This window comes from Micromonospora sp. CNZ295, from assembly GCF_004217535.1.
The window spans coordinates 2,845,521-2,869,958 of record NZ_SHKZ01000001.1; the positions used below are offsets into that span (position 1 = coordinate 2,845,521).

22 protein-coding genes, 3 tRNA genes and 1 pseudogene are annotated in these 24,438 nt (G+C 73.9%); 18 read left to right on the plus strand and 8 right to left on the minus strand.

Annotated elements, in window-relative coordinates; translation table 11 throughout:
• Together EV376_RS13485 and EV376_RS13490 are read right to left on the minus strand one after the other, a co-directional pair.
• Complete coding sequence (locus EV376_RS13485; RefSeq protein WP_130323227.1) at positions 1 to 576, minus strand: TIGR03086 family metal-binding protein; 576 nt, start codon at positions 574 to 576, stop codon at positions 1 to 3.
• A gap of 72 nt (positions 577 to 648) precedes the next feature.
• A complete protein-coding gene (locus EV376_RS13490) occupies positions 649 to 1,251 on the minus strand; it encodes a TetR/AcrR family transcriptional regulator (RefSeq protein WP_130323229.1) in 603 nt (200 codons plus the stop codon).
• Between the two features lie 237 nt (positions 1,252 to 1,488).
• Here EV376_RS13490 and EV376_RS13495 point away from each other — a divergent pair.
• From EV376_RS13495 to EV376_RS13505, 3 genes are all read left to right on the plus strand, one after another.
• A tRNA-Gly gene (locus tag EV376_RS13495) sits at positions 1,489 to 1,561 on the plus strand.
• A 34-nt stretch (positions 1,562 to 1,595) separates the two neighbouring features.
• A tRNA-Cys gene (locus EV376_RS13500) sits at positions 1,596 to 1,666 on the plus strand.
• 12 nt (positions 1,667 to 1,678) lie between these two features.
• A tRNA-Val gene (locus EV376_RS13505) sits at positions 1,679 to 1,750 on the plus strand.
• Positions 1,751 to 1,854: 104 nt separating this feature from the next.
• Here EV376_RS13505 and EV376_RS13510 read toward each other — a convergent pair.
• From EV376_RS13510 to EV376_RS13520, 3 genes are read right to left on the minus strand one after another with little or no spacing between them, the layout of a single operon-like run.
• Positions 1,855 to 2,730, minus strand: coding sequence for an NAD(P)-dependent oxidoreductase (locus EV376_RS13510; protein WP_130323231.1), 876 nt, complete (start codon positions 2,728 to 2,730; stop codon positions 1,855 to 1,857).
• A gap of 11 nt (positions 2,731 to 2,741) precedes the next feature.
• Positions 2,742 to 3,194, minus strand: a complete 453-nt coding sequence (locus EV376_RS13515) for an anthrone oxygenase family protein (RefSeq protein ID WP_130323233.1) — start codon at positions 3,192 to 3,194, stop codon at positions 2,742 to 2,744.
• A 5-nt stretch (positions 3,195 to 3,199) separates the two neighbouring features.
• The gene (locus EV376_RS13520; protein ID WP_130323235.1) at positions 3,200 to 4,057 is read right to left on the minus strand and encodes an LLM class flavin-dependent oxidoreductase; all 858 of its coding nucleotides are present in this window, start codon (positions 4,055 to 4,057) and stop codon (positions 3,200 to 3,202) included.
• 198 nt (positions 4,058 to 4,255) lie between these two features.
• Between EV376_RS13520 and EV376_RS13525 the strand changes: the two genes are divergently transcribed.
• The 3 genes from EV376_RS13525 to EV376_RS13535 all read left to right on the plus strand — a co-directional run bounded on the left by EV376_RS13525 (position 4,256) and on the right by EV376_RS13535 (position 7,525).
• Positions 4,256 to 5,401 carry a nucleotide disphospho-sugar-binding domain-containing protein gene (locus tag EV376_RS13525; RefSeq protein WP_130323237.1) on the plus strand — a complete coding sequence of 382 codons (1,146 nt, stop codon included), beginning with the start codon at positions 4,256 to 4,258 and terminating at the stop codon, positions 5,399 to 5,401.
• Between the two features lie 113 nt (positions 5,402 to 5,514).
• Positions 5,515 to 6,864, plus strand: coding sequence for an acyl carrier protein (locus EV376_RS13530; protein ID WP_130323239.1), 1,350 nt, complete (start codon positions 5,515 to 5,517; stop codon positions 6,862 to 6,864).
• Entirely contained in the window at positions 6,842 to 7,525 is a 684-nt protein-coding gene (locus tag EV376_RS13535) for a response regulator transcription factor (protein WP_130323241.1), read from the plus strand. The genes EV376_RS13530 and EV376_RS13535 overlap by 23 nt, the downstream gene beginning before the upstream one ends.
• A gap of 79 nt (positions 7,526 to 7,604) precedes the next feature.
• Here EV376_RS13535 and EV376_RS13540 read toward each other — a convergent pair whose 3' ends face one another.
• On the minus strand, positions 7,605 to 8,669 hold the full coding sequence (locus tag EV376_RS13540) for a beta-ketoacyl synthase N-terminal-like domain-containing protein (protein ID WP_130323243.1): 1,065 nt from the start codon (positions 8,667 to 8,669) through the stop codon (positions 7,605 to 7,607).
• A complete protein-coding gene (locus EV376_RS13545) occupies positions 8,666 to 9,955 on the minus strand; it encodes a beta-ketoacyl-[acyl-carrier-protein] synthase family protein (protein WP_486482618.1) in 1,290 nt (429 codons plus the stop codon). The genes EV376_RS13540 and EV376_RS13545 overlap by 4 nt, the downstream gene beginning before the upstream one ends.
• Positions 9,956 to 10,226: 271 nt before the next feature.
• On the opposite strand from EV376_RS13545, the gene EV376_RS13550 reads away from it, so the two are divergent.
• From EV376_RS13550 to EV376_RS13595, 10 genes and pseudogenes are all read left to right on the plus strand, one after another.
• The gene (locus EV376_RS13550; protein ID WP_130323245.1) at positions 10,227 to 10,553 is read left to right on the plus strand and encodes a TcmI family type II polyketide cyclase; all 327 of its coding nucleotides are present in this window, start codon (positions 10,227 to 10,229) and stop codon (positions 10,551 to 10,553) included.
• Positions 10,546 to 11,001 (plus strand): cupin domain-containing protein, encoded by a 456-nt coding sequence (locus EV376_RS13555; RefSeq protein WP_130323247.1) that lies wholly within the window; start codon positions 10,546 to 10,548, stop codon positions 10,999 to 11,001. Before EV376_RS13550 ends, EV376_RS13555 begins: the two co-directional genes overlap by 8 nt.
• Positions 10,998 to 12,275 carry a beta-ketoacyl-[acyl-carrier-protein] synthase family protein gene (locus EV376_RS13560; RefSeq protein WP_130323249.1) on the plus strand — a complete coding sequence of 426 codons (1,278 nt, stop codon included), beginning with the start codon at positions 10,998 to 11,000 and terminating at the stop codon, positions 12,273 to 12,275. The genes EV376_RS13555 and EV376_RS13560 overlap by 4 nt, the downstream gene beginning before the upstream one ends.
• Positions 12,272 to 13,491: pseudogene (locus tag EV376_RS13565) on the plus strand (ketosynthase chain-length factor). The gene EV376_RS13560 and the pseudogene EV376_RS13565 overlap by 4 nt, the downstream one beginning before the upstream one ends.
• A gap of 110 nt (positions 13,492 to 13,601) precedes the next feature.
• The gene (locus tag EV376_RS13570; RefSeq protein WP_486482896.1) at positions 13,602 to 14,018 is read left to right on the plus strand and encodes an SRPBCC family protein; all 417 of its coding nucleotides are present in this window, start codon (positions 13,602 to 13,604) and stop codon (positions 14,016 to 14,018) included.
• A gap of 23 nt (positions 14,019 to 14,041) precedes the next feature.
• Complete coding sequence (locus EV376_RS13575; RefSeq protein WP_130323253.1) at positions 14,042 to 15,664, plus strand: FAD-dependent monooxygenase; 1,623 nt, start codon at positions 14,042 to 14,044, stop codon at positions 15,662 to 15,664.
• The gene (locus tag EV376_RS13580; protein WP_165437999.1) at positions 15,661 to 16,356 is read left to right on the plus strand and encodes a thiaminase II/PqqC family protein; all 696 of its coding nucleotides are present in this window, start codon (positions 15,661 to 15,663) and stop codon (positions 16,354 to 16,356) included. The genes EV376_RS13575 and EV376_RS13580 overlap by 4 nt, the downstream gene beginning before the upstream one ends.
• A 212-nt stretch (positions 16,357 to 16,568) precedes the next feature.
• Positions 16,569 to 18,077, plus strand: a complete 1,509-nt coding sequence (locus EV376_RS13585) for a right-handed parallel beta-helix repeat-containing protein (protein ID WP_130323258.1) — start codon at positions 16,569 to 16,571, stop codon at positions 18,075 to 18,077.
• A 100-nt stretch (positions 18,078 to 18,177) separates the two neighbouring features.
• Positions 18,178 to 19,512 carry a cation:proton antiporter domain-containing protein gene (locus EV376_RS13590; protein WP_130323260.1) on the plus strand — a complete coding sequence of 445 codons (1,335 nt, stop codon included), beginning with the start codon at positions 18,178 to 18,180 and terminating at the stop codon, positions 19,510 to 19,512.
• Positions 19,513 to 19,572: 60 nt separating this feature from the next.
• Positions 19,573 to 20,958, plus strand: a complete 1,386-nt coding sequence (locus EV376_RS13595) for a tryptophan 7-halogenase (RefSeq protein WP_130323262.1) — start codon at positions 19,573 to 19,575, stop codon at positions 20,956 to 20,958.
• 69 nt (positions 20,959 to 21,027) lie between these two features.
• Here EV376_RS13595 and EV376_RS13600 read toward each other — a convergent pair whose 3' ends face one another.
• Positions 21,028 to 22,056, minus strand: coding sequence for an LLM class flavin-dependent oxidoreductase (locus EV376_RS13600; protein WP_165438000.1), 1,029 nt, complete (start codon positions 22,054 to 22,056; stop codon positions 21,028 to 21,030).
• Positions 22,057 to 22,333: 277 nt separating this feature from the next.
• On the opposite strand from EV376_RS13600, the gene EV376_RS13605 reads away from it, so the two are divergent.
• Positions 22,334 to 23,191, plus strand: a complete 858-nt coding sequence (locus tag EV376_RS13605) for an LLM class flavin-dependent oxidoreductase (protein ID WP_130323266.1) — start codon at positions 22,334 to 22,336, stop codon at positions 23,189 to 23,191.
• Between the two features lie 7 nt (positions 23,192 to 23,198).
• Entirely contained in the window at positions 23,199 to 24,428 is a 1,230-nt protein-coding gene (locus EV376_RS13610; protein ID WP_130323268.1) for an FAD-dependent oxidoreductase, read from the plus strand.
• The last annotated feature ends 10 nt before the right edge of the window (positions 24,429 to 24,438 follow it).

The window sequence follows — 24,438 nt, forward strand, 5'->3', positions numbered from 1 at the left end:
TCAGGGCGCCCAGTCCGGGTCCCGGCCGAACGCGGCGATGAGCTGGTCCTGCGCGCTGGCGTCGGCCGGCACGCCGACACCGCCCCGGACGAGCCGTCCGCGCTGGTATTCGCCGATCCGCCCGCTGAACCACCGGGCGCACTCGGCCACCGCGCCGGCGTCCAGGCGCGGGTCTGCGCCGATGGCCACCGCCAGGTCCCACCCGTGTACGAGGTGCTCGGCCAGGAGTTGGTGCAGGTACTCGTCGGCCGGCGTCGGCCCGGACGACAGTTCGACCGTCCGCTCCAGGACCGCGGGGCGGCTGAAGGCCAGCTCCGCCTGGGCGGCGGCGTCCCGGGCGGCCTCCGCCGGGTCGCCGTCGAGCTGGTCCCCCGCGTAGCGGTCGTCCACCTCCGCGATCGTGCGGCCGGCCATCAGCGCCACGCTCCACCGGTCCTCGCCGACGACGTGGTTGACCAGAGTCCGGACGTCCCAACTCGGGCAGGGGGTCGGCGCGGTCCACTGGCCGGGGCCCACCTGCGCCACCCAGCTGGTGAAGTCGGACAGGCTACGGCGGTACGTGTCCAGCAGCTGCATGCCCGGATTGTCCCGTGCGGCGCCCCGGTCCGAGCCGGTTTCGCCGGGCCCTCGGTCCAGCTTGGCCGGCCCTCAGTCCAGCTTCGCCGGGTCGAGGCCCAGCTCCCGGGCGGTCACCAGGCGCACCCACTCGGTGAACTGCCGTCGGGAGATGACCCGATCGTGCACCGCGAGCTGGACGGCGAGACCGTCCATGACCGCGCTGATCCGCCACGCGGCGCCGGCCGGGTCGGCGCACTCGAAGGTGCCGTCGGCCACCCCGTCGGCGATCACCGACGCCAGGTCCTGCCGCCAGCGCAGGTCCAGCCGGCGGGAGACCTTCTCCAGCTCGGGCGTGCGCAGCGACTCGGCCCAGCCGTCGATCCACAGGGCCCAGGAGATGGGCCGGCCCGCGGGTGTGTAGAGCTTGACGATCCGCCGGAGCTTGGTCAGCGGCGGGGCGCTGGAGCGCATCACCGCGTCCAGCCGGGCGAGATCCTGCTCGACGGCGTACGCGAACGCCTCGGCGAGCAGCCGGTCCTTGGTGGCGAAGTGGTAGAAGACCAGGGCCTGGCTCACCCCGGCGGCCTGGGCCACGTCCGCGGTGCGGGTGTTGGCCAGGCCGCGCTCCACGATCACGTCACAGGCCGTGCGCAGCAGGGCATCCAGGCGGATCTCGGCCGCACGTCTCGTCACGACGGTTACCGTAATACATCGGAACGGACACGAGCCGTTACCGTCCGGCGTGGAGCCGGGTCGCGACAGTCGGAAGCCGGACAGTTGGCATCAGGGCTCTCAGCAGGCATTATTCCGGGCGCGACCGGTGCCGGCCGGGGATGGCGGCAGTGCGGACGCGCCGGGCGGACCCCGAGTTGGCAACCGCTCGGCGACTCGGCTAAAGTTCTCATCCGTCACCGGGAAAGCCGGGGGCGTGCGGACGTAGCGCAGCTGGTAGCGCATCACCTTGCCAAGGTGAGGGTCGCGGGTTCGAATCCCGTCGTCCGCTCGGAGATGCCGCCACGCATGACGGGGGCAACCTCGGTGGGGTGGCCGAGAGGCGAGGCAACGGCCTGCAAAGCCGTGTACGCGGGTTCAAATCCCGTCCCCACCTCGGCACGATCGAGGGCGATTGGCGCAGTGGGAGCGCGCTTCCTTGACACGGAAGAGGTCACTGGTTCAAACCCAGTATCGCCCACCGGACGATGACGAGCCCGGCACCACTGGTGCCGGGCTCGTTCCGTCTCCCCGACGAAGAGACGGAGACCTCGGCGGGCGCCGCCGAGCCCGCCGCCGCCTCGGTCAGCGGACGGGGGAGCGCGGCTCCGCGACGACGGCGGCGTCCTTGTCGCCGTCCCCGGCCCGCACCGCCTCGCTGAACCGGTCGGCCGCGCCGGCCGTCACCGGCAGCCCGACGCCCCGGGCCTCCGCCTCGTCGACGGCCAGTCGCAGGTCCTTCGCCATCAGGTGCACCCGGAACTGCGGGGGCTCGTAGCTGCGGTTGCGCACCATGTCGGCGCGGAACGCCAGGGTGGGCGAGCTGAACCCGCTGGCGGTGAGGGCGGTGAGGAACCGTCCCCGGTCCAGGCCGCTGCTCTCCACGAACGCCACCGCCTCGGCCAGCGCGGCGACCTGGTTGCCGAGGATCAGGTTGAACGCCAGCTTCAGCGTGCTCGCGGCGCCGACCGGGCCGACGTACCGGATGTCCTGGCCGACCGCGGCGAGGACGTCGTGGGCTTCCTCGACCCCGGAGCGGTCCCCGGCGGTGAAGATCCGCAACTTGCCCGCCCGGGCCATCGGCGGGTTGCCGAGGACGCAGGCCTCGATCCGGCGTACGCCGACCCGCGCCAGGCGCTCGCTGGCCTCGGCGGAGTACCCGGGCGACAGGGTGGAGGTGTCCACCACCAGCGTGCCCGGCCGCAGGTAACCGAGCAACTCCCCGAACAGCACCTGCTCGACGGCGTGCTGGTCGCTGAGGCTCAGGACGACGATCCGCGCGTTCTCCACGGCCTCGCCGCTGGTGGCGGCGACCCGCGCGCCGGCCTCGGCCAGCGGAGCGGCCTTCGCCGCCGTCCGGTTGTGCACCACGAGGGGGTGCCCGGCGGCGCGCAGGCACAACGCCATGCCGGCGCCCATGCCGCCCAGCCCGACGAAGGCGAGTTCTCGGTCGTGACTCATCCGCGGTCCTTTCAGAAGGTGGTTACGGCGAGGCTGTTCGCCGCGAAGGCGACGATCGCCAGGGCGGTACGCAGCAGGTGCCAGCGCCGCCAGACCGGACGCGGGTCGATCCAGTCGACCGGGATGGCCGCCGGGTCGGTCCGGTGCACCCGCCGGTTGATCGGCACGTTGCGGAAGTGCGAGACCACCGACACGCCGAGCAGGCACCCGGCGGCCACGACGATCAGCGCCCGCGCCCCCGGCACGGTGACGCGGAAGGCCAGCCAGAGGTCCAGCAGGGTGGTGCCGAGGACGATCAGCGGCATGGTCGGGTCCCAGTTGCGGCCGAGCAGGGTGTGCGCCTGCACGTACCGGTCGGGAGGCATCGCGGCCAGCGCCGGGACGGTGCTCAGCGCCACGGCGAAGAGCACACCGGCCACCGTGCCGCTGCCGAGCAGCACCAGGACCTGCAGCGCCGGCGTCACGCCGCTCACCCCAGGACGGCGTCGGCGATCAGGTCCGCCTGCGCCGGTTCCGGTACGCACGGGAAGAGGATCAGCTCGTCGCAGCCCACCGCGCGGTAGTCGGCGACGAACGTCCGCAGCTGCCGGGCGTCGGTGAGGACGCTCTTCACCGCGATGTCCGCCTTCCAGCCGAGGAAGCCGTAGTAGTCACGCAGGTAGGCGGCGGAGCGGTCGGCCGCGCCGGGGCCGAGGGCCACGTAGGCGATGGCGACCAGCCGGGGCCGGTCGATCCGCCCCGCCGCCCGCCACGCCGCCCGGGCGCGGCCGGCCAGCTCGTCGTAGCCGCTGGCGGAGCTGCCGCCGGCGATCCACCCGTCGCCGTACGCGGCGGCCCGCCGCATCGCCGCCGCCGAGTGGCCGCCGACCAGCAGGGGCGGTCCGCCGTCCGGGCAGCGGGGGCCGGGCACCAGCGCCTCGGGCCCGCCGGCCCAGGAGCGGCGCAGCCCGCTCAGCAGCTCGTCGAGGCGGCGGCCCCGCCGCTCGTACGGGGTGCCGCAGGCCTCGAAGTCGTCCGGCCGGCCACCGGCCGCCGCACCGACCACCAGCCGCCCGCCGGACAGGCGGTGCAGGCTGGCCAGCTGCTTGGCCAGCAGCGCCCGGTCGCCCCGGTACGCGGCGATGAGGATCGTGGTAGTCAACCGGATCCGGCTGGTCGCGCCGGCCGCCGCGGCCAGCGTCATGAGCGGCTCGTAGCCGTCGTACATCAGCCGGTCCAGCACCCCGAGGGAGGCGAAGCCGTGCTCCTCGGCACGGCGGGCCCAGGTGAGCAGATCCGCGCCGGCGATCCCCGGGATCATCGTCGGCAGCCCGATGCCTAGCTCCATGTCACCCTCTCGCGTCCGGCGGCAGGCGGGTCAGGGGCACCCAACACCAGCCCGCTGGTCGCTCGCTGGCGGCGGGCCGGGCCGGAGCGGTGACCGGGCCGTACTGCTCGAGCCCGGCTCGACCGGCGTGCCGCACCGGGCGGCGCGGGTCGAGCGGGCGTGGAGGGCACGCCCAGTCGGCGGTGCTGCCATGGGTCGATGCGGATCCTCTTCACCTCGTGGGCGTGGCCCACCCACCTGTACGCGATGGTCCCGCTGGCCTGGTCCTGCCGGAACTCCGGACATGAGGTGCTGGTGGCCAGCCAGCCCGCCCTGGCCGACGTGGCGCTGCGTACCGGCCTGCCGTTCGCCCCGGTCGGCCGAGACGTCGACGCCGAGGCGGCGTTCCGCGAGATCGTCGCCACGCCGCCGGGCGCCAACGGTGGCGGGCCGCGGGTCCTGAAGCTCTTCGCCGAGCTGGCCGACGCGATGCTGGACGACCTGGTCGAGCTGGCCCGGCGCTGGCGGGCCGACCTGCTGGTGTTCGAGCCGAGCGCGTTCGCCGGGCCGGTCGCCGCCGCCGCGGTGGGCGTGCCGGCGGTGCGGCACCTGTTCGGCACCGACCTGCTCGGCGGCCGGGCCGCGCAGTTCCTGCCGCCGGTGCTCGCCCCGCTGGCCGAACGGTACGGGCTGACCGAAGTGGACCCGTTCGGCGTGGCCACGGTGGACCCGTACCCGGCGGGCCTCCAGCTCCCACAGGTCGGCTCGCGGCGGCTGCCGGTCGGCCGGCCGCCGTTCAACGGTCCGGGCCTGGCGCCGCCGCCGCTGCCGGAGCCCGGCGCGCGCCCCCGGGTCTGCGTCACCTGGGGCACGACGATGGGCCGCCTCGGCCCGGAGTACTTCCTCGCCGGGGCGGTGGTGCGAGCGCTCGCCGATCTCGACCTGGAGGTCGTGGTGGCGGTGAGCCCCGAGCAGCATCCCCTGCTCGGGTCGGTGCCGGACGGGGTGCACGTGGTCGTCGGCGCGCCGCTGCACCTGGTGCTGCCGGGCTGCGCGGCCGTGGTCGCCCATGGCGGCGCCGCGTCCCTGCTCACCGCCGTGTCGTACGGGCTGCCCCAGGTTCTGGTGCCCCGGCTGCCCGACCACACGCGGCACGCCGCCCGGCTCGCCGAGACCGGAGCCGGGCTCGTGGTGCCGGCGCGGGACGCCGACCCGGCCGCGGTGGTGAGCGCGTTGCGGCGGGTGCTCGACGAGCCCGGGTTCCGGGCGGCGACCGACCGGCTGCGCCGGGAACTGGCCGCCCAACCGTCGCCCGAGCAGGTGGTGGCGGAGCTGGAGCGGTTGGTGGTGGCCGCGCCCCGCTGACCGCGGACGGTCGACCACGGTGCGAGCGGTGGTGGATCCCGCCCGGTGACTCTCGGCGGGGCGTCCGGGCCGGGACACGCGACGACGAGTACGAGACGTACGGGAGTGACCGAATGAATTCCACGCCACAGTTCGAACACGAGTCCTTCGCCCGTCGGCACCGGGGCGGCATGCTGCTGGAACGGCACGGCATCGACCTCTACCCGCACCCGTTCCTCGGGTTCACGCTCGCCCCCGGGCTGCGGTCGGACATGCTGAACACCGACGACGCGGGGTTCCGGCTCTCCGACTCGCCGTACGGCACGGTGGACTCGGCGAGCTGGCTCGCCGCCGGCGGCGGCGGGATCCTGCTCGGCAACTCGGTGGCCCTCGCGCTCGCCGCGTCCTCGGACTCCACCACCGTGGCGTCGCACCTGGCCGGGCTGACCGGGGTGCGCCAGCTCAACCTGGGCCTCTGCGCGGCGGTGTCGCTCCAGGAACTGGTGGCAGCGGTGCCCTTCCTGGAGCAGGCGTCCACCGTGGTCATCATCGGCGGGGGGCCGGACTTCGTGAACCTGGTCGGTTCGCTGACCCCGGACAACCACTACGGCACGGTGTCGTACGAGCGCACGTTCGACGACCTCACCCAGGTCCCGCTGTTCGACCTGGCGGTGCTCGCCGCCGGGAAGTCGGTGCCGGACCTGGACGCCGTCCGCCGTCCCCGCACCACCACGCCGGCCTGGGATCTCGCCCAGGTCCGCGACCGGATGGAGGTGGCGGCGGCACGCCGGCTGCGGGACCTGCGGGTGCTCGCCCGGGCGGTGCCCGACGACACCCGGGTGCTGTTCTGCCTCCAGCCGCTGGCCTCCACCCGCACCCGTGACATCACGCCCGAGGAGCGGGCCCGGTACGACTTCGACGCCCCCGTCTTCGGCATCCTGCACAGTGCGATCGAGGAGAACTGGAAGGCGTACGCGGGCCGGCTCGCCGCCGGCTGCGCCGAGTTGGGGGTGTCCTTCCTGGACCTGGCGGCGGACCGGTTCGTCGGCGACTCGTTCGCCGACACCGTGCACCTCACCGACGCCGGCAACCGGCAGGCGGCGGAGCTGATCCAGGCGGCGCTGGGCGGTGGGAACGGGAGCGTCGCCGTGCCGTCGCCGCGGGTCGCGGCCGAACCGGTGCCCGCGGTCACGGCCGCCCCGGCGGCGGAGACCGCGCCGTCCGGGGCGGTCGGCGACCGTACGGCCCAACTCGCGGCCGTCGTGACCGAGATCCTCGAACTGGAGCCCGGGCAGCTCACGGCCGACGGCGACTTCATCAACGACTACGGCGCCGACTCCATGCTGGTGATCGACATCCTGGCCCGGATCGAGGTGGACATGAGGGTCCGCATCCCCGATGCCGACATTCCCAAGATGACCAGCCTGGCGGCGGTGGTGGCGCTGGTCGAGGAGAACGCCGATGCGACGGAAGCGGTCGCCTGAGCCGGTGCGGCCCACCGGCGGCGGCGTACGGAACGGCCCGCCCGCGGCGTCCCGGGGGCCCGGTCGCGTGGTCCTCGCCGGGGAGTGGCCCCCGGCGCGGGCCGCGGAACTCCGCTCGCTGTTGACCGTCGTCGACGACGCTCCGGTCGACTGGCTGCTCGTCGCCGTCGGCACCGGGTCGCCCCCGCCCGGCCTGCTGCCGGGGCCGGCGCAGCGGTACCGGCCACGGGTGGCGGTCGTCGACCCGGACGGCCGGTGGCCGGAGGGCGCGGACAGCGACGTCTACCTCGCCGGTGCCGTCGAACCGGGGGAGTTGGTCGCCGCGCTGCGGCTGGCCGGGACCGGGTTCACCGTCCGCCGGACGGCGACGCCGGCACGGCCGGCGCACCGGGCCGGCGCCACCGACGCGGCGACGGATCCGATCGCACGAGGGCTCCCGGCCGGGCTGACCGGCCGGGAGGTCGAGCTGCTCCGGGCGCTCTGCGCCGGCCTGGGCAACGACCAGATCGCCCGGCGGCTGCACATCTCCCGCAGCACGGTGGAGTTCCACCTGACCCGCATCTTCCGCAAACTTGAGGTCTACAGCCGCGCGGAAGCCATCGTCCGGGCCCTCCGGTACGACCCCACCCTGGCCGCGGCGCAAGGAAGGGCCCCTTCTTGACGTCTCCGGTAGAACAAGGGTCCCTTGTCAACACCGCACGCCCCGTCCGGCGCCCCGCCCGGACGGGGCTCCGGGCGGGTCAGCCCACCGGGGCGGGCACCCGGGAGCCGGCAGCCAGGACGGCGCAGGCGACCTGGCCGTCGGGGTCGATGGACGTGACCAGGGTGACGCCGGCCGGCGGCTCCGCGTCGGCCGCCACGATCGCCGCGGCGACGGCGAACGCCGCCGAGGCGCCGTAGGTGTCGCCGATCCGGGCGCCCGGGTCCAGCACGGGTACGCCGGGCGCGACGTCGGCGAGGACCGCCGTCTCGTCGTCGGCGTACCGCCCGGGGCTGGCGGCGCCCCGGACGACGGTGCCGACCTCCCCGGCGGTGACCCGGGCCCGCCGCAGCGCCCGGGTCACCACGCCGCGCAACGCCGCCCGCCCGTCGTCCGGTTCGGGGAAGAAGCCGGCGGTCAGCGCCAGCGGGGTGGCCAGCACCCGCCGGCCGGACCGCTCGGCGCACTCCGCGGTCTCCACCAGGAACACGCAGCAGCCCTCGCCGGCGAGCGCCGGCGCCCGGTCGGCGGCCGCCTCCAGCCGCAGCCGGCGCGGGCTGAGCGCCTCGAACGCGCCGGCCAGCACGGCGTCCGCGCGGCCGGCCGCGACCAGCCGGCGGGCGCAGCCGAGTGCGGTGAGCCCGGTCGCCCGGCCGGCGGTGACGGTGACGTTCGGGCCGCGCAGGTCGAAGCGGATCGCGGCCTGGCTGCTGGTGTAGTTCATGATGCCCGGCGGCATCAGGTTGTGGTCGATGAAGTGCGGCTTCGCCCCGGCCAGCGAGCCGCCGGAGACCGCCAGGTACGAGTCGAGGCTGGCCAGCGCGCTGCCGAGGACCACGCCGCGCCGCGCGGCGGGCACGCCGTCCAGGTCGTACGCGGCGAGCAGGGCGCCGACCGTGCCGACCGCCAGGGCGGACGAGCGCTCCTTGAGCCGGACCCGGCGGTTCGGGGTGAAGTCGTCGCCGGTGAGCTCGGGCAGCCGGGCGACCGGTGGGTCCCCGGCGGGCGTCGCGGCGGGCCGCGCCGCGCGCCACCCGGCCGCGAACGGCCCGGTCCCGAGACCGAACGGCGAGACGACGGCCAGGCCGGAGATGACCACGTTCATGCGTCGGCTCCTTCCGGGAAGTGCGGTCCGGGACCGCGCAGGACCACTGTCGCGTTGTTGCCGCCGAAGCCGAGCGAGTTGACCAGCGCGGTGCGCACGGCGGCCGGCCGGGCCACGTTGGGTACGCAGTCGACCTGGCAGTCCGGGTCGGGCTCGCGGAAATTCACCGTGGGCGGCAGGAACCGGTGCCGCATCGCGAGCAGCGCGGCGATGGCCGTGTGCGCGCCGACGGCGCCCATCGTGTGGCCGATCATCGACTTGACCCCGACCACCGGCGGCGGGGGCCGGTCGCCGAAGACGTCCCGGATGGCGCCGACCTCCATCGGGTCGCTGGCGCGCGTGCCGGTGGCGTGGGCGAAGATGACGTCCAGCTCGGCGGCGTCCACCCCGGCGTCGGCCAGGGCGCCCGCCATGCACTCGGCGACCCGTTCCCGCACGGGCGCGGTGGGGTGCTCCGCGTCGCAGTTGAGGTGCAGGCCGAGCACCTCGGCGAGGATCGGGGCGCCGCGCCGCCGGGCGTGGTCGAGGCTCTCCAGCACCAGCATGGCCGCCCCCTCGCCCCACATCGTGCCGTCGCGCTCCCGGTCGAACGGCCGGCACCGCTCATGGGCCATCGCGCCCATCCGGACGAACCCGGCGAACGCCATCCGGTTCACCGAGTCGGCGCCGCCGCAGAGCGCGTACTCGGCGTCGCCGGAGCGGATCGCGTCCACTCCGTAGCTGATCGCGTAGTTGCCGGCCGCGCAGGCGGTGGGGATGGTCAGGGTCTCCACGTCGCGCAGGTCGAGTTCGGCCGCGGCGGCGGTGGCGAGGCGTCCGGGCTGGAGCACCCGGGCGAGGTCACCGGGGGGCAGGGCGTCCGGCGTCCGCAGCTCGACCTCGGCGAGCGCGTCCAGGTCCAGCGACTGCCCGCAGGTGGTGCCGACGGCGATGAGGCCGGCCTCGGCGCGGACGGCGGCGGGGTCGAGACCCGCGTCGCGGACGGCCATCCGGGACGCCGCGGCGGCGAGGGCCGCCACCTGGCCGCTGCTCTTCGGGTCGAGGCGTTCCAGCACCGACGCCGGGTCGAAATCGGTGACCTCGCAGGCGTGGTCGTGCGGGAAACCGGTGGCGTCCCATTTGCTGATCGGTTTCGCGCCGCACCGGCCCTGTTGCAGGCCGGCGAGAAATTCCGTCCGTCCGGAACCGATGCTGGAGATGACTCCGAAACCGGTGACGACGACCCGGCCCGCCGGATCGTCGCGCCAATTCTTCCCGTTCGCGTGGAGAACTCGGGGACTCGTCAACGCGGCCTCCGGAATGGGGGTGTGGACACCGGCCCCATTGTCGGCGCCGGGGGCCCGGGCAACCACTGGGTGAATCCCTAGTGGCGGCGGCGCGTACCGGCCCTCACCAGGCACGTCAGGCACCGCCTGCGGCGCGCCGTCGAGCGGCTGTCGAGGCCGGCGCGGGTGCCCGTACGGCCGCCGGCGGCCCCGCCGGGGCGTCGAGCGCGGTTCGACCGGCCCTGCCGGCGGGTGCCGCATCATCGGCGGCAACGAGTGAGAGGTGATTGGTGTGCATCGAACGCTGATCGTTGCCCGGATGGCCCCTGAGAAAGCGGACGACGTGGCCAAGATATTCGCCGGCTCGGATTCCACCGATCTGCCGCGGATGATCGGCGTCACGCGCCGTACGCTCTTCCGTTTCCACGACCTCTACTTCCACCTGGTGGAGGCCGACGAGGACATCTCGCCCCGGTTGTACCAGGCCCGGAGCCACCCGCTCTACGGGCAGATCAACGAGCAGCTGTCCCACCACATCCGGCCGTACGACCCGAACTGGCGCGAGCCGAAGGACGCCATGGCCGAACCGTTCTACGTCTGGGAGGCCCCCGGTGAGTGAACTCGCGCAGACCCCGACCCGCCCGCTGCGGGTCTCCGCCAACGACGTGCCGGCGAACCGGCGGCGGGGCGGGGACATCCGGGTCGTGCTCAGCCCGAAGACGGTCGGGTCCACCTCCGGCTTCATGGGCACGCTGACCCTCGCGCCGGGCGAGTACGTGACCGAGCACTACCACCCGTACTCGGAGGAGTTCCTGCTGGTCGTGAGCGGTCGGCTGACCGCGCGGGTGGAGGACGCCGGCGAGGTCGACCTGGTCCCCGGCGAGGGCCTGCTGGTGCCGACCGGCAAGCGGCACCGGGTGTGGAACGCCGGCGCCGAGGAGGTGCGGGCGGTGTTCCATCTGAGCCCGCTGGCCCCCCGGCCCGAGCTCGGGCACGTCGACACCGAGGAACTGCCCGCCGCCGCCGGCGGCGCGCCGGTCCCGGACGTGGGGGGCCCGCGCCGATGACCGGACACCGTCGGGTGGTGGTGACGGGCATCGGCGTGGTGGCGCCGGGGGGCATCGGGACCAAGGCGTACTGGGACCTGCTCACCGCCGGGCGTACCGCCACCCGTCCCATCACCCTCTTCGACGCCTCGCACTTCCGGTCGCGGATCGCCGCCGAGTGCGACTTCGACCCGGCCGCCCAGGGGCTGAGCCCGCAGGAGAGCCGCCGGATGGACCGGGCGGCGCAGTTCGCCGTGGTCGCCGCCCGCGAGGCGTGGGCCGACAGCGGGCTGGAGGACGCCGACCTGCCGCCGGAGCGGACCGGGGTGAGCATCGGCAGCGCGGTCGGCTGCACCACCGGGCTCGAGGAGGAGTACCGGGTGCTCAGCGACGGGGGCCGGCGCTGGCTGGTCGACCCGGCGTACGTGGTGCCGCAGCTGTACGGGTACATGGTGCCGAGCACGATGGCCACCGAGGTGGCCTGGACGGTCGGCGCCGAGGGACCGGTGTCGCTGATCTCCACCGGCTGCACCGCCGGTCTGGACGCGGTGGGCAACGGCGCCAGTCTCATCTGGTCCGGTCGGGCCGACGTCGTCGTCGCGGGCGCGACGGACGCGCCGCTGTCGCCGATCACCGCCGCCTGCTTCGATGCGATCAAGGCCACGTCGCCGGACAACGACGACGCCGCCCACGCGTCCCGCCCGTTCGACGCGAAGCGACGCGGGTTCGTCCTCGGCGAGGGGGCGGCGGTGCTGATCCTGGAGGAGCGCGAGGCCGCGCGTCGCCGGGGCGCCCACGTGTACGCCGAGATCGCCGGGTACGCCAGCCGCAGCAACGCGTACCACATGACCGGCCTGAAGCCGGACGGCCGGGAGATGGCCGAGGCGATCCGGCAGGCCCTGGCGGCGGCGCGGCTCGACCCGGCGGACATCGACTACGTCAACGCGCACGGCTCGGGCACCCGGCAGAACGACCGGCACGAGACCGCCGCCTTCAAGCGGGCGTTGGGTGACCGGGCGTACCGCGTGCCGGTCAGCTCGATCAAGTCGATGGTCGGCCACTCGCTCGGCGCGATCGGCTCGATCGAGGTGGCGGCGTGCGCGCTGGCGCTGGAGCAGCAGGTGGTGCCGCCGACCGCCAACCTGCACAACCGGGACCCGGAGTGCGACCTGGACTACGTGCCGATCACCGCGCGGGAGCACCGCATGCGGGGCGTGCTCAGCGTCGGCAGCGGCTTCGGCGGCTTCCAGACCGCGATGGTCATCACCAAGGACCGCGGGGAGGAGCCGCGATGAGCCGGACCGCCGTGGTGACCGGGATCGGCGTCACCGCCCCGAACGGGCTGGGCACCGAGGCGTACTGGGCGGCGACGCTGGCCGGTCGCAGCGGCATCGACCGGATCAGCCGCTTCGACCCGTCCGGTTACCCGGTGCGGCTGGCCGGTGAGGTACGCGACTTCGACGCCGCCGCGCACGTGCCGAGCCGGCTGGTCCCACAGACCGACAACTGGACCCACCTCGGCCTCACCGCCGCGGCGTGGGCCCTCGACGACGCCGGGGCCGACCCGGCGGCGTTCCCCGAGTACGAGATGGCCGTCGTCACCGCCAGCTCCTCCGGGGGCACGGAGTTCGGGCAGCGGGAGATCGAGCGGCTCTGGACGAAGGGGCCGTCCTGGGTCGGCGCGTACCAGTCGATCGCCTGGTTCTACGCGGCCACCACGGGCCAGATCTCGATCCGGCACGGGATGCGCGGGCCGTGCGGCGTGGTCTGCACCGAGCAGGCCGGGGCGCTGGACGCCGCCGGGCAGGCCCGGGCGCTGGTCCAGCAGGGGACCCGGCTGGTGGTGACCGGCGGCACCGACGCGTCGCTGTGCCCGTACGGGCTGACCGCGCAGCTCAGCAAGGGGACGCTGAGCGGCGGCGACGACCGGCGGCGGGCGTACCTGCCGTTCGACGCCGACGCCGGCGGCCACGTGCCGGGCGAGGGCGGCGCCATGCTGATCGTCGAGGACGCCGCGGACGCGCGGGCCCGCCGGGCCCCCCGGCGGTACGGCGTGATCGCCGGGCAGGCGGCCACCTTCGACCCGCGGCCCGGCTCCGGCCGGGAACCCACCCTGCGCCGCGCGATCGAACTCGCGCTGGCCGACGCGGGTGTCGCACCGGGCGACGTGGACGTGGTCTTCGCCGACGCGGCGGGAGTGCCGGACGCCGACCGGGCGGAGGCGGCGGCGCTCGCCGCCGTGTTCGGTCCGGGCGGGGTGCCGGTCACCGCACCGAAGACGATGACCGGCCGGCTCTACGCCGGCGGCGCCGCGCTGGACCTGGCGTGCGCCCTGCTCGCCCTCCGGGACCAGGTGATCCCCCGACCGTCGGGGTGGAGCGGCTGGCGCCGGGGTGCGATCTGGACCTGGTGCGGGAGGTGCCCCGGGAGGCGCGGCTGCGTACCGCGCTGGTCGTCGCGCGCGGGTACGGCGGCTTCAACGCGGCCGCGGTCGTCACCGCGGCGGACTGACCGCAGCGGCCGGCCCGGTGGCCGGTTGTCGAGTGAGGAGAGACAACACCATGGCAGGACACACGGACAACGCGATCGTCATCGACGCGCCGATGGACGTGGTGTGGGACATGACCAACGACGTGGCGTCGTGGCCGCAGCTGTTCAGCGAGTACGCCGCCGCGGAGATCCTCGACCGGGACGGTGACAGCGTCACCTTCCGGCTCACCATGCACCCCGACGAGGACGGCACGGTGTGGAGCTGGGTGTCGAGGCGCACCGTCGACCGGGCCCGCCGCGAGGTCCGGGCGCACCGGATCGAGACCGGCCCGTTCGAGTACATGAACATCCACTGGACGTACACCGAGGTCGACGGCGGGGTGCGGATGCGCTGGGTGCAGGACTTCCACATGAAGCCGCAGGCGCCGGTCGACGACGACGCGATGACCGCGCACCTCAACCGCAACACGGTGATCCAGATGAACCGGATCAAGGGGCTGGTCGAGGCCGCGGCGGCCGCGCGTGGCCCGGTGGCCCGGGCGAGCTGAGCCGACGAGCCCAGGAGGAGCAGATGTACGACGAAGAGGTCCCGGTCCTGATCGTGGGCGCCGGGCCGGTGGGCCTGTCCACGGCGGTCTTCCTCGGCCGGCACGGTGTGCCCACCCTGGTGGTGGAGAAGCGGCCCAACACCTCCCGGTTGCCCCGTGCCCCGGGCCTGCAGGCGCGCACCATGGAGCTGTTCCGGGCCGCCGGCATCGGCCCGGACATCCGGGCCCTGGAGATCGGTGACTCGCACCGCTACTTCGAGGGCGGGATCCTGCGGGTCAACACGTACTCCGACATCGCGAACGCCCAGGTGCTGGAGGCGCCGTCGCTGGACGGCCCGGAGATCAGCCCGGAGCGGGTGATGGGCTGCGGCCAGGACCGCTACGAGGTGGTGCTGGCGGCCAAGGCGACGGAGTTCGGCGCGCGGATCCGGTTCGGCGCCCGGCTGACCGCGATCGAGCAGGACGCCGACGGGGTGACCGCGACGGTGACCGACGAGAGCGGCGTCGAGCGGACGGTCCGGGCCCGCTACCTGGTCGGCGCGGACGGAGCCGGCAGCTCGGTCCGCGGCCTGCTGGGCGTCGGCCGCTCCGGGCGTGGCTCGGTGTTCCACGCGCTGAGCATCTACTTCCGCGCTCCGGAGCTGGAGCGGATCCTCGCCGACCGGCCGTTCATCCTCTGCTACGCCACGGTGGGCGGGACGATGACCGGGCTGTCCCGGCTGCACGGCTGCGACCCCTGGTTGGCGGCGCCGGTCTACCACCCGGATCGGGGCGAGTCCCCGGCGGACTTCACCGACGAGCGCTGCGTGGCGATCGTCCGGGAGGCCGCCGGCAAGCCCGACATGGCGGTCGAGGTGGTGGCGAAGGTGCCCTGGGAGGGCTCGCAGCTGGTCGCGGACACGTTCCGGGTCGGCCGGGTCTTCCTGGCCGGGGACGCCGCGCACGTGCACCCGCCGGCCGGCGGGTTCGGCGCCAACACCGGCATCCACGACGCGCACAACCTGGCCTGGAAGCTGGCCGCAGCGCTGCACGGCTGGGGCAGCTCCGCGCTGCTGGACACCTACCACCAGGAGCGGCACGCGGTCGGCTCGGCGATGGCCGAGCAGGCCATGGTCCGCAACCGCATCCGGCACGGGCAGAGCGACGGCCGGCCGGAGAAGGAGATGGTCGACGACATCATCATCACGCTCGGCTACCGGTACCGGTCCGCCGCGGTGCTCGCCGACGACGACCGGCCGGTGCTGACCGCGCCGCTGACCCTGGCCGGCGAGCCGGGCACCCGTGCCCCGCACCTCTGGCTGCGCGAGGGCGCTCGGGACCTGTCCACCATCGACCTGTTCTGGGATTCGTTCGTGCTGCTCAGCGGCGCGGAGGACGACGGCTGGCACGCGGCGGCGACCCGGCTGGCCGCGCGGACCCCGGTGCCGCTGCGGTCGGTGCGGGTCGGCCCGGGTGGCGACGTCGCCACGACCGGGGCCGACTGGGCGGCCGCGTTCGGGGTGTCCCCGCGCGGGGCGGTGCTGGTGCGGCCGGACGCGTTCGTGGCCTGGCGCAGCGTCGAGGGCTCGGGCGAGCCGGAGAAGGTGCTCACCGACGTGCTCGCCGAGGTGTCCGGTGCCGACCGGTTGACCCCGGCGGCGACGTGACGGCCGGGCCGGCGGCCCGGGCCCGGCCCCGGGACGAGTTGGCGGCGCTGGCGGCGCCGCTGGTGGAGCGGGTCACCGCCCACCCGTTCTGGGCCGGGCTGCGCGACGGAACGCTCCCGCCGGAGGCGCTGTGGTGGTTCGCCGAGCAGGACGCCCGGTACGTCGTGCCGGCGTACGCGCGGGCGCTCGCCCGGTGCGCGGCCAACGCCGACCGGCTGGAGCACGCCGGCCTGCTGGCCGGTGCGGCGCAGGCCACCGCGGGCTCGCTGCCCCGGCTGGACCGGGAGCTGGGCCGGCTGGCGGAGGCGCTGGGCCGGCCACCCGGCGCGGGCCCGGCCGGCCCGGCCCCGGCGGTGCACGGGTACACGTCGGTGCTGCTCGCGGCGCCGGTGGCGTCGTTCGCGGCGGGTGTCGGCGCGCTGCTGCCGATGAGCTGGTTCCACCTGCTCGTCTCCGACGACCTGCGGCGGCGCGCCGACCGCACGTCCCGGTACGGGCCGTGGATCGAGCAGTACCTGGCGTACGACGGGTTCGCCGACTACGTCGCCGCCTGGCTGGCGATGGTCGACGAGGTCGTCGAGGCGGGCGGTGACGGTAATCGGACTCCGCTCGTCGAGTGGTTCTTGACTGGTGCTCGCTGTGAGTTGGAGTTCGCGGACGCAGCGTGGCGACGACAGGGGTGGCCGGTGTAGCGGCGGGTCGAGGGAATCCCACCGTCGAGCCCAGATCGAGACGGGAACTCCACCATGGACCGGCTACCGCCCGTCCGCACCGGCCGGACCGTCCCCGCAGCTCAGGGGCGGGAGGGCCGGGGCACAGCCAATGGAGTTCCGTCATGACAGATACCCCTGGTCGTTCCCGAACACGTCTGGCCCGCGCACGTCGGATCGGAGGTCGGATACTCATGGTCGCCCTGAGCGCGAGCCTGGCGGCGGCGGTCACGCCCGGCTCGCCGGCGAACGCCACCGGGAAGTCCCGGACGTACCACGTCGACTGTGTCGCGGGGAACGACTCGAAGGACGGCACCAAGCCGACCACCGCCTGGCGCTCGCTGGCGCGGGTCAACCAGGCCACCTTCGGTCCCGGCGACAAGATCGTCTTCAAGCGCGGCACCACCTGCCAGGGGGTGCTGGAGCCCAAGGGGTCGGGCACCCCCACCGCGCCGATCACCATCGGGGCGTACGGCACCGGAGCCCGGCCGAAGATCGTCGCGCCGGGCACCCGGGCGGCCGTCTTCCTGCGCAACGTGCAGGGCTACGAGATCCGCGACCTGGAGGTGACCAACCCGGGCCCGGCCGACGGGACCGCCCGGGTCGGCATCTACGTGCTGCTGGAGGACTTCGGCACCGGCCGGCACTACGTGGTGGAGAACGTCCACGTCCACGACGTGCCGGGCTGCGACTGCCTGAACCCGGACCTGGAGAACAGCGGCGGCATCCTCTTCGAGGCCGCCGGCGACACGGTGCCCACCGGCTTCGACCGGATCCGGGTGACCGACAGCACGGTGAGCGGCGTCGACAACGTCGGCATCGGGACGCTCTCCAGCTGGTCCAAGCGCGACCTGTTCCCCAGCGGGCGCAACCACTTCGTGCCCATGACGAACATGCGGTTCCTCCGCAACACCCTGTCCAACCTGGGCGGTGACGGCATCCTGGTGATGAACGGCATCGACTCGCGGACCGCGCGCAACAAGATCGACGGCTTCGGCCTGCGGGCCGCCCAGTCGCACGCGGCGATCCTCGCCTACAACTCCGACCGCGCCGTGATGGAGCACAACGAGATCACCGGTGGCGCCGCCTTCCCGCCGTCGTTCGCGCTCACCGTCGACGCCGGCACCAAGGACCTGCTCTACCAGTACAACTACAGCCACGACAACAACGGGCCGTTCATCCTGTTCTGCGCGTCCGAGGGGACGCACGCCGACGGGGCGGTCATCCGCTACAACATCAGCGACAACGACAAGGACGTCGACCTCAGCGGCTTCGTCATCCCGGTGGTCGCGGCGGGCTGCGACAACGCGATCACCAACTCGAAGTTCTACAACAACACGATCTACGCGCCGAACGCCGAGAACCTGGCCGGCGCCTTCCCGCACACGTCGATCGCCTTCACCAACAACATCTTCTCCGGCAAGGCGACCGGGGCGCGGATCGACGACCCGGTGGGCGTCTACAGCCACAACCTGTACCACAACGTCACGGCCGTCGCGGAGAACACCACCAACGCGGTGAGCGGCGACCCGCGGTTCCGCAACCCGACCAACGACCGACCGGCCGGCCTCCGGCTCCGCTGCGGCTCACCGGCGATCGACGCGGGTGTGGCCGTGCCGGACAACGGCGGTCGCGACTTCTACGGCAACACGGTCACCGGCGCCACGCCGAACATCGGCGCCTACGAGGGCCCCTGCCTGTAAGCGACTCGCTTCGCGGACAGCCCTACCGCGCCCGGCGCGCGGTAGGGCTGTCCCTTTTCGGCGCGGTGCCCGGTGACCGGGACAGCAACGGGAGGACGACATGACCCTGGCCACCGCGCCGCTCGGGATGATCTCGGCGGCGGACCTCGAACGGTTCCTCTTCCAGGTGGGGCTGCTGCTGCTGGCCGCGCTGCTGCTCGGCCGGCTCGCCCAGCGGCTCGGGCTCTCCGCCGTCGCCGGTGAGCTCTGCGCCGGCGTCCTGCTCGGACCCAGCCTGATCGGTCACCTGCCCGGCGTCGGCGACTGGCTGCTGCCCCAGTCGGCGGCCCAGATCAACCTGCTCGACTCGGTCGGCCAGGTCGGCGTCCTGCTGCTGGTCGGGCTCACCGGCATCCATCTCGACCTGGACCTGGTCCGCCGCCGCGGCATGACCGCCGCCCGGATCAGCGTCGCCGGCGTGCTGCTGCCGGTCGCCCTCGGCGTGCTCACCGGGCTCGCCCTGCCCGAGTCGCTGATCCCCGACGGGGTGGACGAGATCACCTTCGCCCTTTTCCTCGCCGTGGCGATGGGGGTCAGCGCCATCCCGGTCATCGCCAAGACCCTGACCGAGCTGCGGCTGGTGCACCGCAACGTCGGACAGTTGATCCTCTGCGCGGTCACCGTCGACGACATCCTCGGCTGGATGCTGCTCTCCGTCGTCTCCGCCATGGCCACGACCGGTGTCCGCGCCGGTGGCATCGCCTTCACCGTGGTGGCCCTGGCCGCCGTCCTCCTGCTGGCCGTGCTGGCCCGTCCGCTGGTCCGCCGGGCGTTGCGCACGGCGGCGCGCGCCGACGGAGACGAGGGGGAGGGGGTGACCGTGACGACGGTGGTCGTCCTGGTGGTCCTCGCCGCCGCCGCCACCCACCTGCTGCACCTGGAGGCCGTGTTCGGCGCGCTGGTGTGCGGCCTCGTGATCGGCAGCTCCGGCACGCTCGACCGGAAGCGGCTGCGGCCCCTGCGGACCGTCGTCATGGGCGTGCTCGCCCCGCTCTTCTTCGCCATCGCCGGCCTGCGGATGGATCTCTCCGTGCTGTCCCGGCCGTCGGTGCTGCTCTCCGCGCTGGTCATCCTGGTCGTCGCGGTCACCGGCAAGTTCGTCGGCGCCTACCTCGGCGCCCGGCTGAGCCGACTCGGGCACTGGGAGTCCCTGGCGCTGGGCGCCGGCATGAACGCGCGCGGCGTCATCGAGATCATCATCGCCATGGTGGGGCTGCGCCTCGGTGTACTCGGTGTCGAGACGTACACGATCCTGGTGCTGGTGGCGGTGACCACCTCGATGATGGCGCCGCCGGTGCTGCGGCTCAGCATGCGGCGGGTCGAGCAGACCGCGGAGGAGCGCCTGCGCGCGCAGGAGCACGACCTCCCGCTGCGCGGCCCCGACGTGGCGGCGTGAGCCGTGGCGCCTCGACCCGCGATCGACCGGTCACCCATCGCCGATCATCATGCTCTCGGTATGCGTGAATCAACCCAGATTCTTGTCATCGGTGGCGGCCCGGCGGGCTCCACCACGGCCGGCCTGCTGGCCCGGGAGGGCTTCCAGGTCACTCTGCTGGAGCGGGACCGCTTCCCCCGGTACCACATCGGGGAGTCGATCCTGCCGTCCTGTCGCCCGATCTTCGAGAAGCTGGGCGTCTGGGACAAGATCGAGGCGCACGGGTTCCAGCCGAAGGGCGGGGCGTACTTCGTCTGGGGCCCGGAGGAGTGGGAGGTGCGCTTCACCGACCAGGGCTCCGACAACACCAACGCGTTCCAGGTGATCCGCAGCGAGTTCGACAAGATCCTGCTCGACCACGCCCGCGAGTCCGGAGTGGAGGTCATCGAGGGGATCACCGTCCGGGACGTCGAGTTCGACGGCGACCGGGCGGTCGCGGCCCGCTGGCAGGAGACGAAGACCCCGGCCACCGGCGGTCGGATCGCCTTCGACCAACTGGTCGACGCCTCCGGCCGGGGCGGCGTGCTGGCCACCCGGCACTTCCAGAGCCGCCGCTTCCACGACGTGTTCCGCAACGTCGCCGCCTGGTCGTACTGGCGGGGCGCGAAGCCGCTGCGCAAGGGACCGGAGGGGGCGATCGCCGTCTGCTCGGTGCCGAACGGCTGGTTCTGGGCGATCCCGCTGCACAACGGGACGCTCAGCGTCGGGCTGGTGACCGGCCGGGACCTGTTCAACGACAGCCGCCAGCGGCTCGGGAGCATCCAGGCCGTCTACGACGAGGCGATGGCGCAGTGCCCGACCGTCCTGGAGATGCTCGACGGGGCCGAGCAGGTCACCGACATGAAGGTCGAGCAGGACTACTCGTACGTGTCGGAGCGGTTCTCCGGCCCGGGCTACCTGCTCTCCGGCGACGCGGCCTGCTTCCTGGACCCGCTGCTCTCCACCGGCGTGCACCTGGCCACCTACAGTGGCATGCTCGCCGCGGCGAGCATCTCCAGCCGGCTACGCGGCGACGTCACCGAGGACGAGGCGGCGACGTTCTACCAGACCGTCTACCGGCACGCGTACGAGCGGATGCTGGTGCTCGTGTCGGTCTTCTACGACAGCTACCGCGGCAAGGACTACCACTTCTACAACGCGCAGCGGCTCACCCACGACGAGCGGGACCGGCTGAACCTGCAGGCGGCGTTCGACCGGATCATCACCGGCATCGCCGACCTCAACGACGCCGAGCACGCGTACCAGGTGGTCCAGGCGCACCTGCAGGGCGACACCAGCGGCGACCCCAACCCGCTGAACAACCTCAACCGGGTGCACGAGATGAAGCAGGCGCCGTTCCACCCCGACAACGCGGTCGAGGGCCTATACCTGGCGCTCGAACCGCGGCTCGGCCTGCGCCGCCGGTAGCCGGACGCGACGTCGCCCCACCTCCCGGAGGAGATGGGGCGACGTCCGTGCGCGGGGTGGTGCCCCGGCTCAGGTGTCGGCGGCCTGGCGGAGGCGGCGCAGCAGCCCCTCCGGGTCGGCCAGCGGCGGCAGCGCCGCCAGTACGCCGGAGACCCCGACCTCGGCCAGCCGGCGCAGGTGCTCGCCCACCTCGGGGACGGTGCCGGTCACCCCGGTCAACTCCAGCGCCAGGTCGACCAGGCCCAGCTCCTCCAGCAGCCGCGCGTTCTTGCCACCGACCGTGTGGTCCCACACGTCGTAGCGCCGCTCCATCTCCTCCACCGCGGGCAGCAGCTCGGGCGGGACGGTCGAGCGCATGTGCGGCGACTTCAACCGCAGCGCCACGTCGGAGGCGAGCGCCGCGCCGATCTCGGCGTTCGCCTCGGCCCGGCTGTCCCGCACCGAGATGAAGCTGAAGCCCCACACCTGGACCGCGTCCGGATCCCGGCCGACGGCCTCGGCGGCCGCCCGGATCCGGGCCACCTTGCCGGCCACCCGCTCGGTGGACATGCCGACCGTGGTCACCACCCCGTCAGCCAGCTCGCCGGCGAGCCGCAGGCTCTTCGGGTAGTCCGCGGCGACCAGCACCGGCACGTCGCGCACCCGCTCCAGCGGTTCGGTGTCGAAGCCGTCGACCCGGGCCGAGTCGCCGCGCAGCACGGCCCGTACGGCGGTCACGTAGTCGCGCAGCTCGTGCGGGGTGGCGACCGGCGACCGCCCGACGACCCGCCGGACGCTGCCGCCGTTGCCGATCGCGAGCATCGTCCGGCCGCCGGTCACCTCGTGCAGCGCCGAGATCGCGGTGGCGGTCGCCGCCGGATGACGGAAGAACGGGGTCGTCACCATCGGCGTGAGCGTCGCTCGTCGCGTCTCGTACGCCGCGACGGTGAGCGACACGTACATCTCGTAGGCGCGGGCCGGCGTGTCGCCGACCCCGATGACGTCGTATCCGAGGTCATCGGCCAGTCGGACGACGCTCCGGAACTCCGCGAGGTCGTCCGCCCATTCAATGATCGCTCCGAGTTTCAGGGGGCATCCCTCCGCCGGTACGGCTGGCACGGCCGGTGCGCAGCTCACGGACATTCGGCGCTGGCGCGCGACCTCCATCGGACAGGACCGGCCTCGAGAGGGTGTCGAGCGACGTCGTACGCCGGTCGCCGGCCACCGCCCGGCGGGCCCGGCCGCACCGGCCCCCACCTCCGGTCGACCACGACTCGACCGCCGCTCCGGCGCGGCCGACCACAGTGGCTGCCACCACCGCTGACGAGTCGGTGGTGCGGCCGGGCGCCCGAACGCTCGGCAGGAAACCCGACCGGTGAATCCCAGGGAGTCCGCAATGGATATCGGAGTCTGCCTGCCGACGACCATCCCCGGCGCGCAGGGACGGCAGCTGATCGAGTTCGCCCGCCGGGCCGAGCGGCTCGGCTTCCACAGCCTGACCGTCGCCGACCGCGTCGTGTACGACAACTACGACGGCATCGTCTCGCTCGCCGCCGCCGCGGCCGTGACCGAGCGGATCAAGCTGGTCACCGGCATCCTGCTGGCCGCGTCCCGGCCCAGCGTGGTGGAGCTGGCCAAGCAGCTCGCCAGCCTCGACCGGCTCTCCGGGGGCCGGTTGATCCTCGGCGTGTCCGCCGGGATGCGGGCGGACGACTACGCCGCCACGGGCACCGACTACCACACCCGGGGCCGGCGGCTGGACGCGATGCTCGAGGAGCTGCGCCAGGTGTGGCAGGGCGCCGGGCCGACGCCGGGTGTCGGGCCGCGCCCGACCAACGGCGACATCCCGATCTGGGTCGGCGGGCACTCGCCGGCCGGCCTGCGGCGGGCGGCCCGCTACGGCATCGGGTGGATCTCCCCGGGTGGGCCGCCGCACAAGTACCCGGAGCTGGTCACGAAGGTGAAGGAGCTGTGGGCCGAGGAGAAGCGGGAGGGCGAGCCCCGGATGGGCGCCAACCTCTACGTGTCGCTCGGGCCGGACGGGCAGCGGCTCGCCCTGGAGCACATGCACAGCTACTACGCGTATCTGGGGCAGATGGTCGAGCACCTCGCGAAGGGCGCCATCACCGACGAGGGCAAGCTCCGCGACGTGGTCGACGGGTACGCCGCCAACGGCTGTGACGAACTGCTGATCCTGTCCTGCACCGCCGATCCGGACCACCTCGACCGGATCGCCGCCGTGGTCCTGGGCTGACGGCGCGATGGGAAACCAGAACCGCCGGCGGATGCGGGTGCTCGTCGTCGGCGGTGGCATCGGAGGGCTCTGCCTCGCCCAGGGGCTCCGCCGGGCGGGCGACGTCGACGTGACCGTCTACGAGCGGGACGCCTCCGCCGAGGGCCGCATGCAGGGCTACCGGCTGCGGATCAGCCCCGAGGGCGAGACGGCCCTGCGGGAGTGCCTGCCCAAGCGGGCGCAGGACCTGCTCGCCGCCACCGCCAACGACCGGCACCAACTCGGCCTGGTCGCCTTCGACGAGCGGCTCAACCCGCTGCCGGCGCCGACCTTCGACGACCCGCGCGGCGACGCCCCGGACAAGATCGACGCGGTCGACCGGGGGACGCTGCGCCGCGTGCTGCTCGCCGGCATCGAGGACGCGGTGCGCTTCGGCAGGCGGTTCGTCCGCCACGAGCAGGTCGACGGCGAGGTGGTGGCCCACTTCGCCGACGGCGGCCACGCGGTCGGGGACGTCCTGGTGGCGGCCGACGGGGCGCACTCCGCCGTCCGCGCCCAGCTGCGGCCCGACGACACCACGCGGGATCTCGGCGTGCGGGCGATCCTGTCCCGTACCCCCCGGGCGGCGGCGGTCGACGCGGGCCTGCCGGAGTCCCTGTGCGACCGGTTCGTCAACGTCACCGCCGCCGACGGGCTACGGCTGGCCCTGATGCCGATGGTGTTCCGGACGCCGCCGGCGCGGGCGGCCGAGAAGCTCTGGCCGGGACTGGACCTGGGTGGGTCCGAGGACTACTACATGTCCGTCTTCAGCATCCACAAGGATCTGCTCGGACTGGCCGACGAGGCGTTCTTCGCGCTCAGCGGCGAGCAGCTGTGCCGGCTGGTGCTGGACCGTACCGTCGACTGGCACCCGGACCTGCGCGGCGTCTTCGCCCACGCGCAGGCCGCCGAGACCTACCCCCTGGCCCTGCGGGCCGCGGTGCCGGTGCGGGCGTGGGCGCCCGGCCCGGTGATCCCCCTCGGCGACGCGGTGCACCTGATGCCGCCGACCGGCGGAGTGGGCGCGAACACCGCTCTGCGCGACGCGAGCGCGTTGTGCCGGGCGTTGACGGCCGTCGCCCGGGGTGAGCGGCCCCTGGCCGAGGCGGTGGCCGGTTACCAGGCCGAGATGGTGCGGTACGCCACCGAGGCGATCGACATGTCCCTCAAGATCGCCCGGTGGTCCATGAAGAAGATCGACGTCGGCGTTCGAGCGTAAAGGCGGGCGG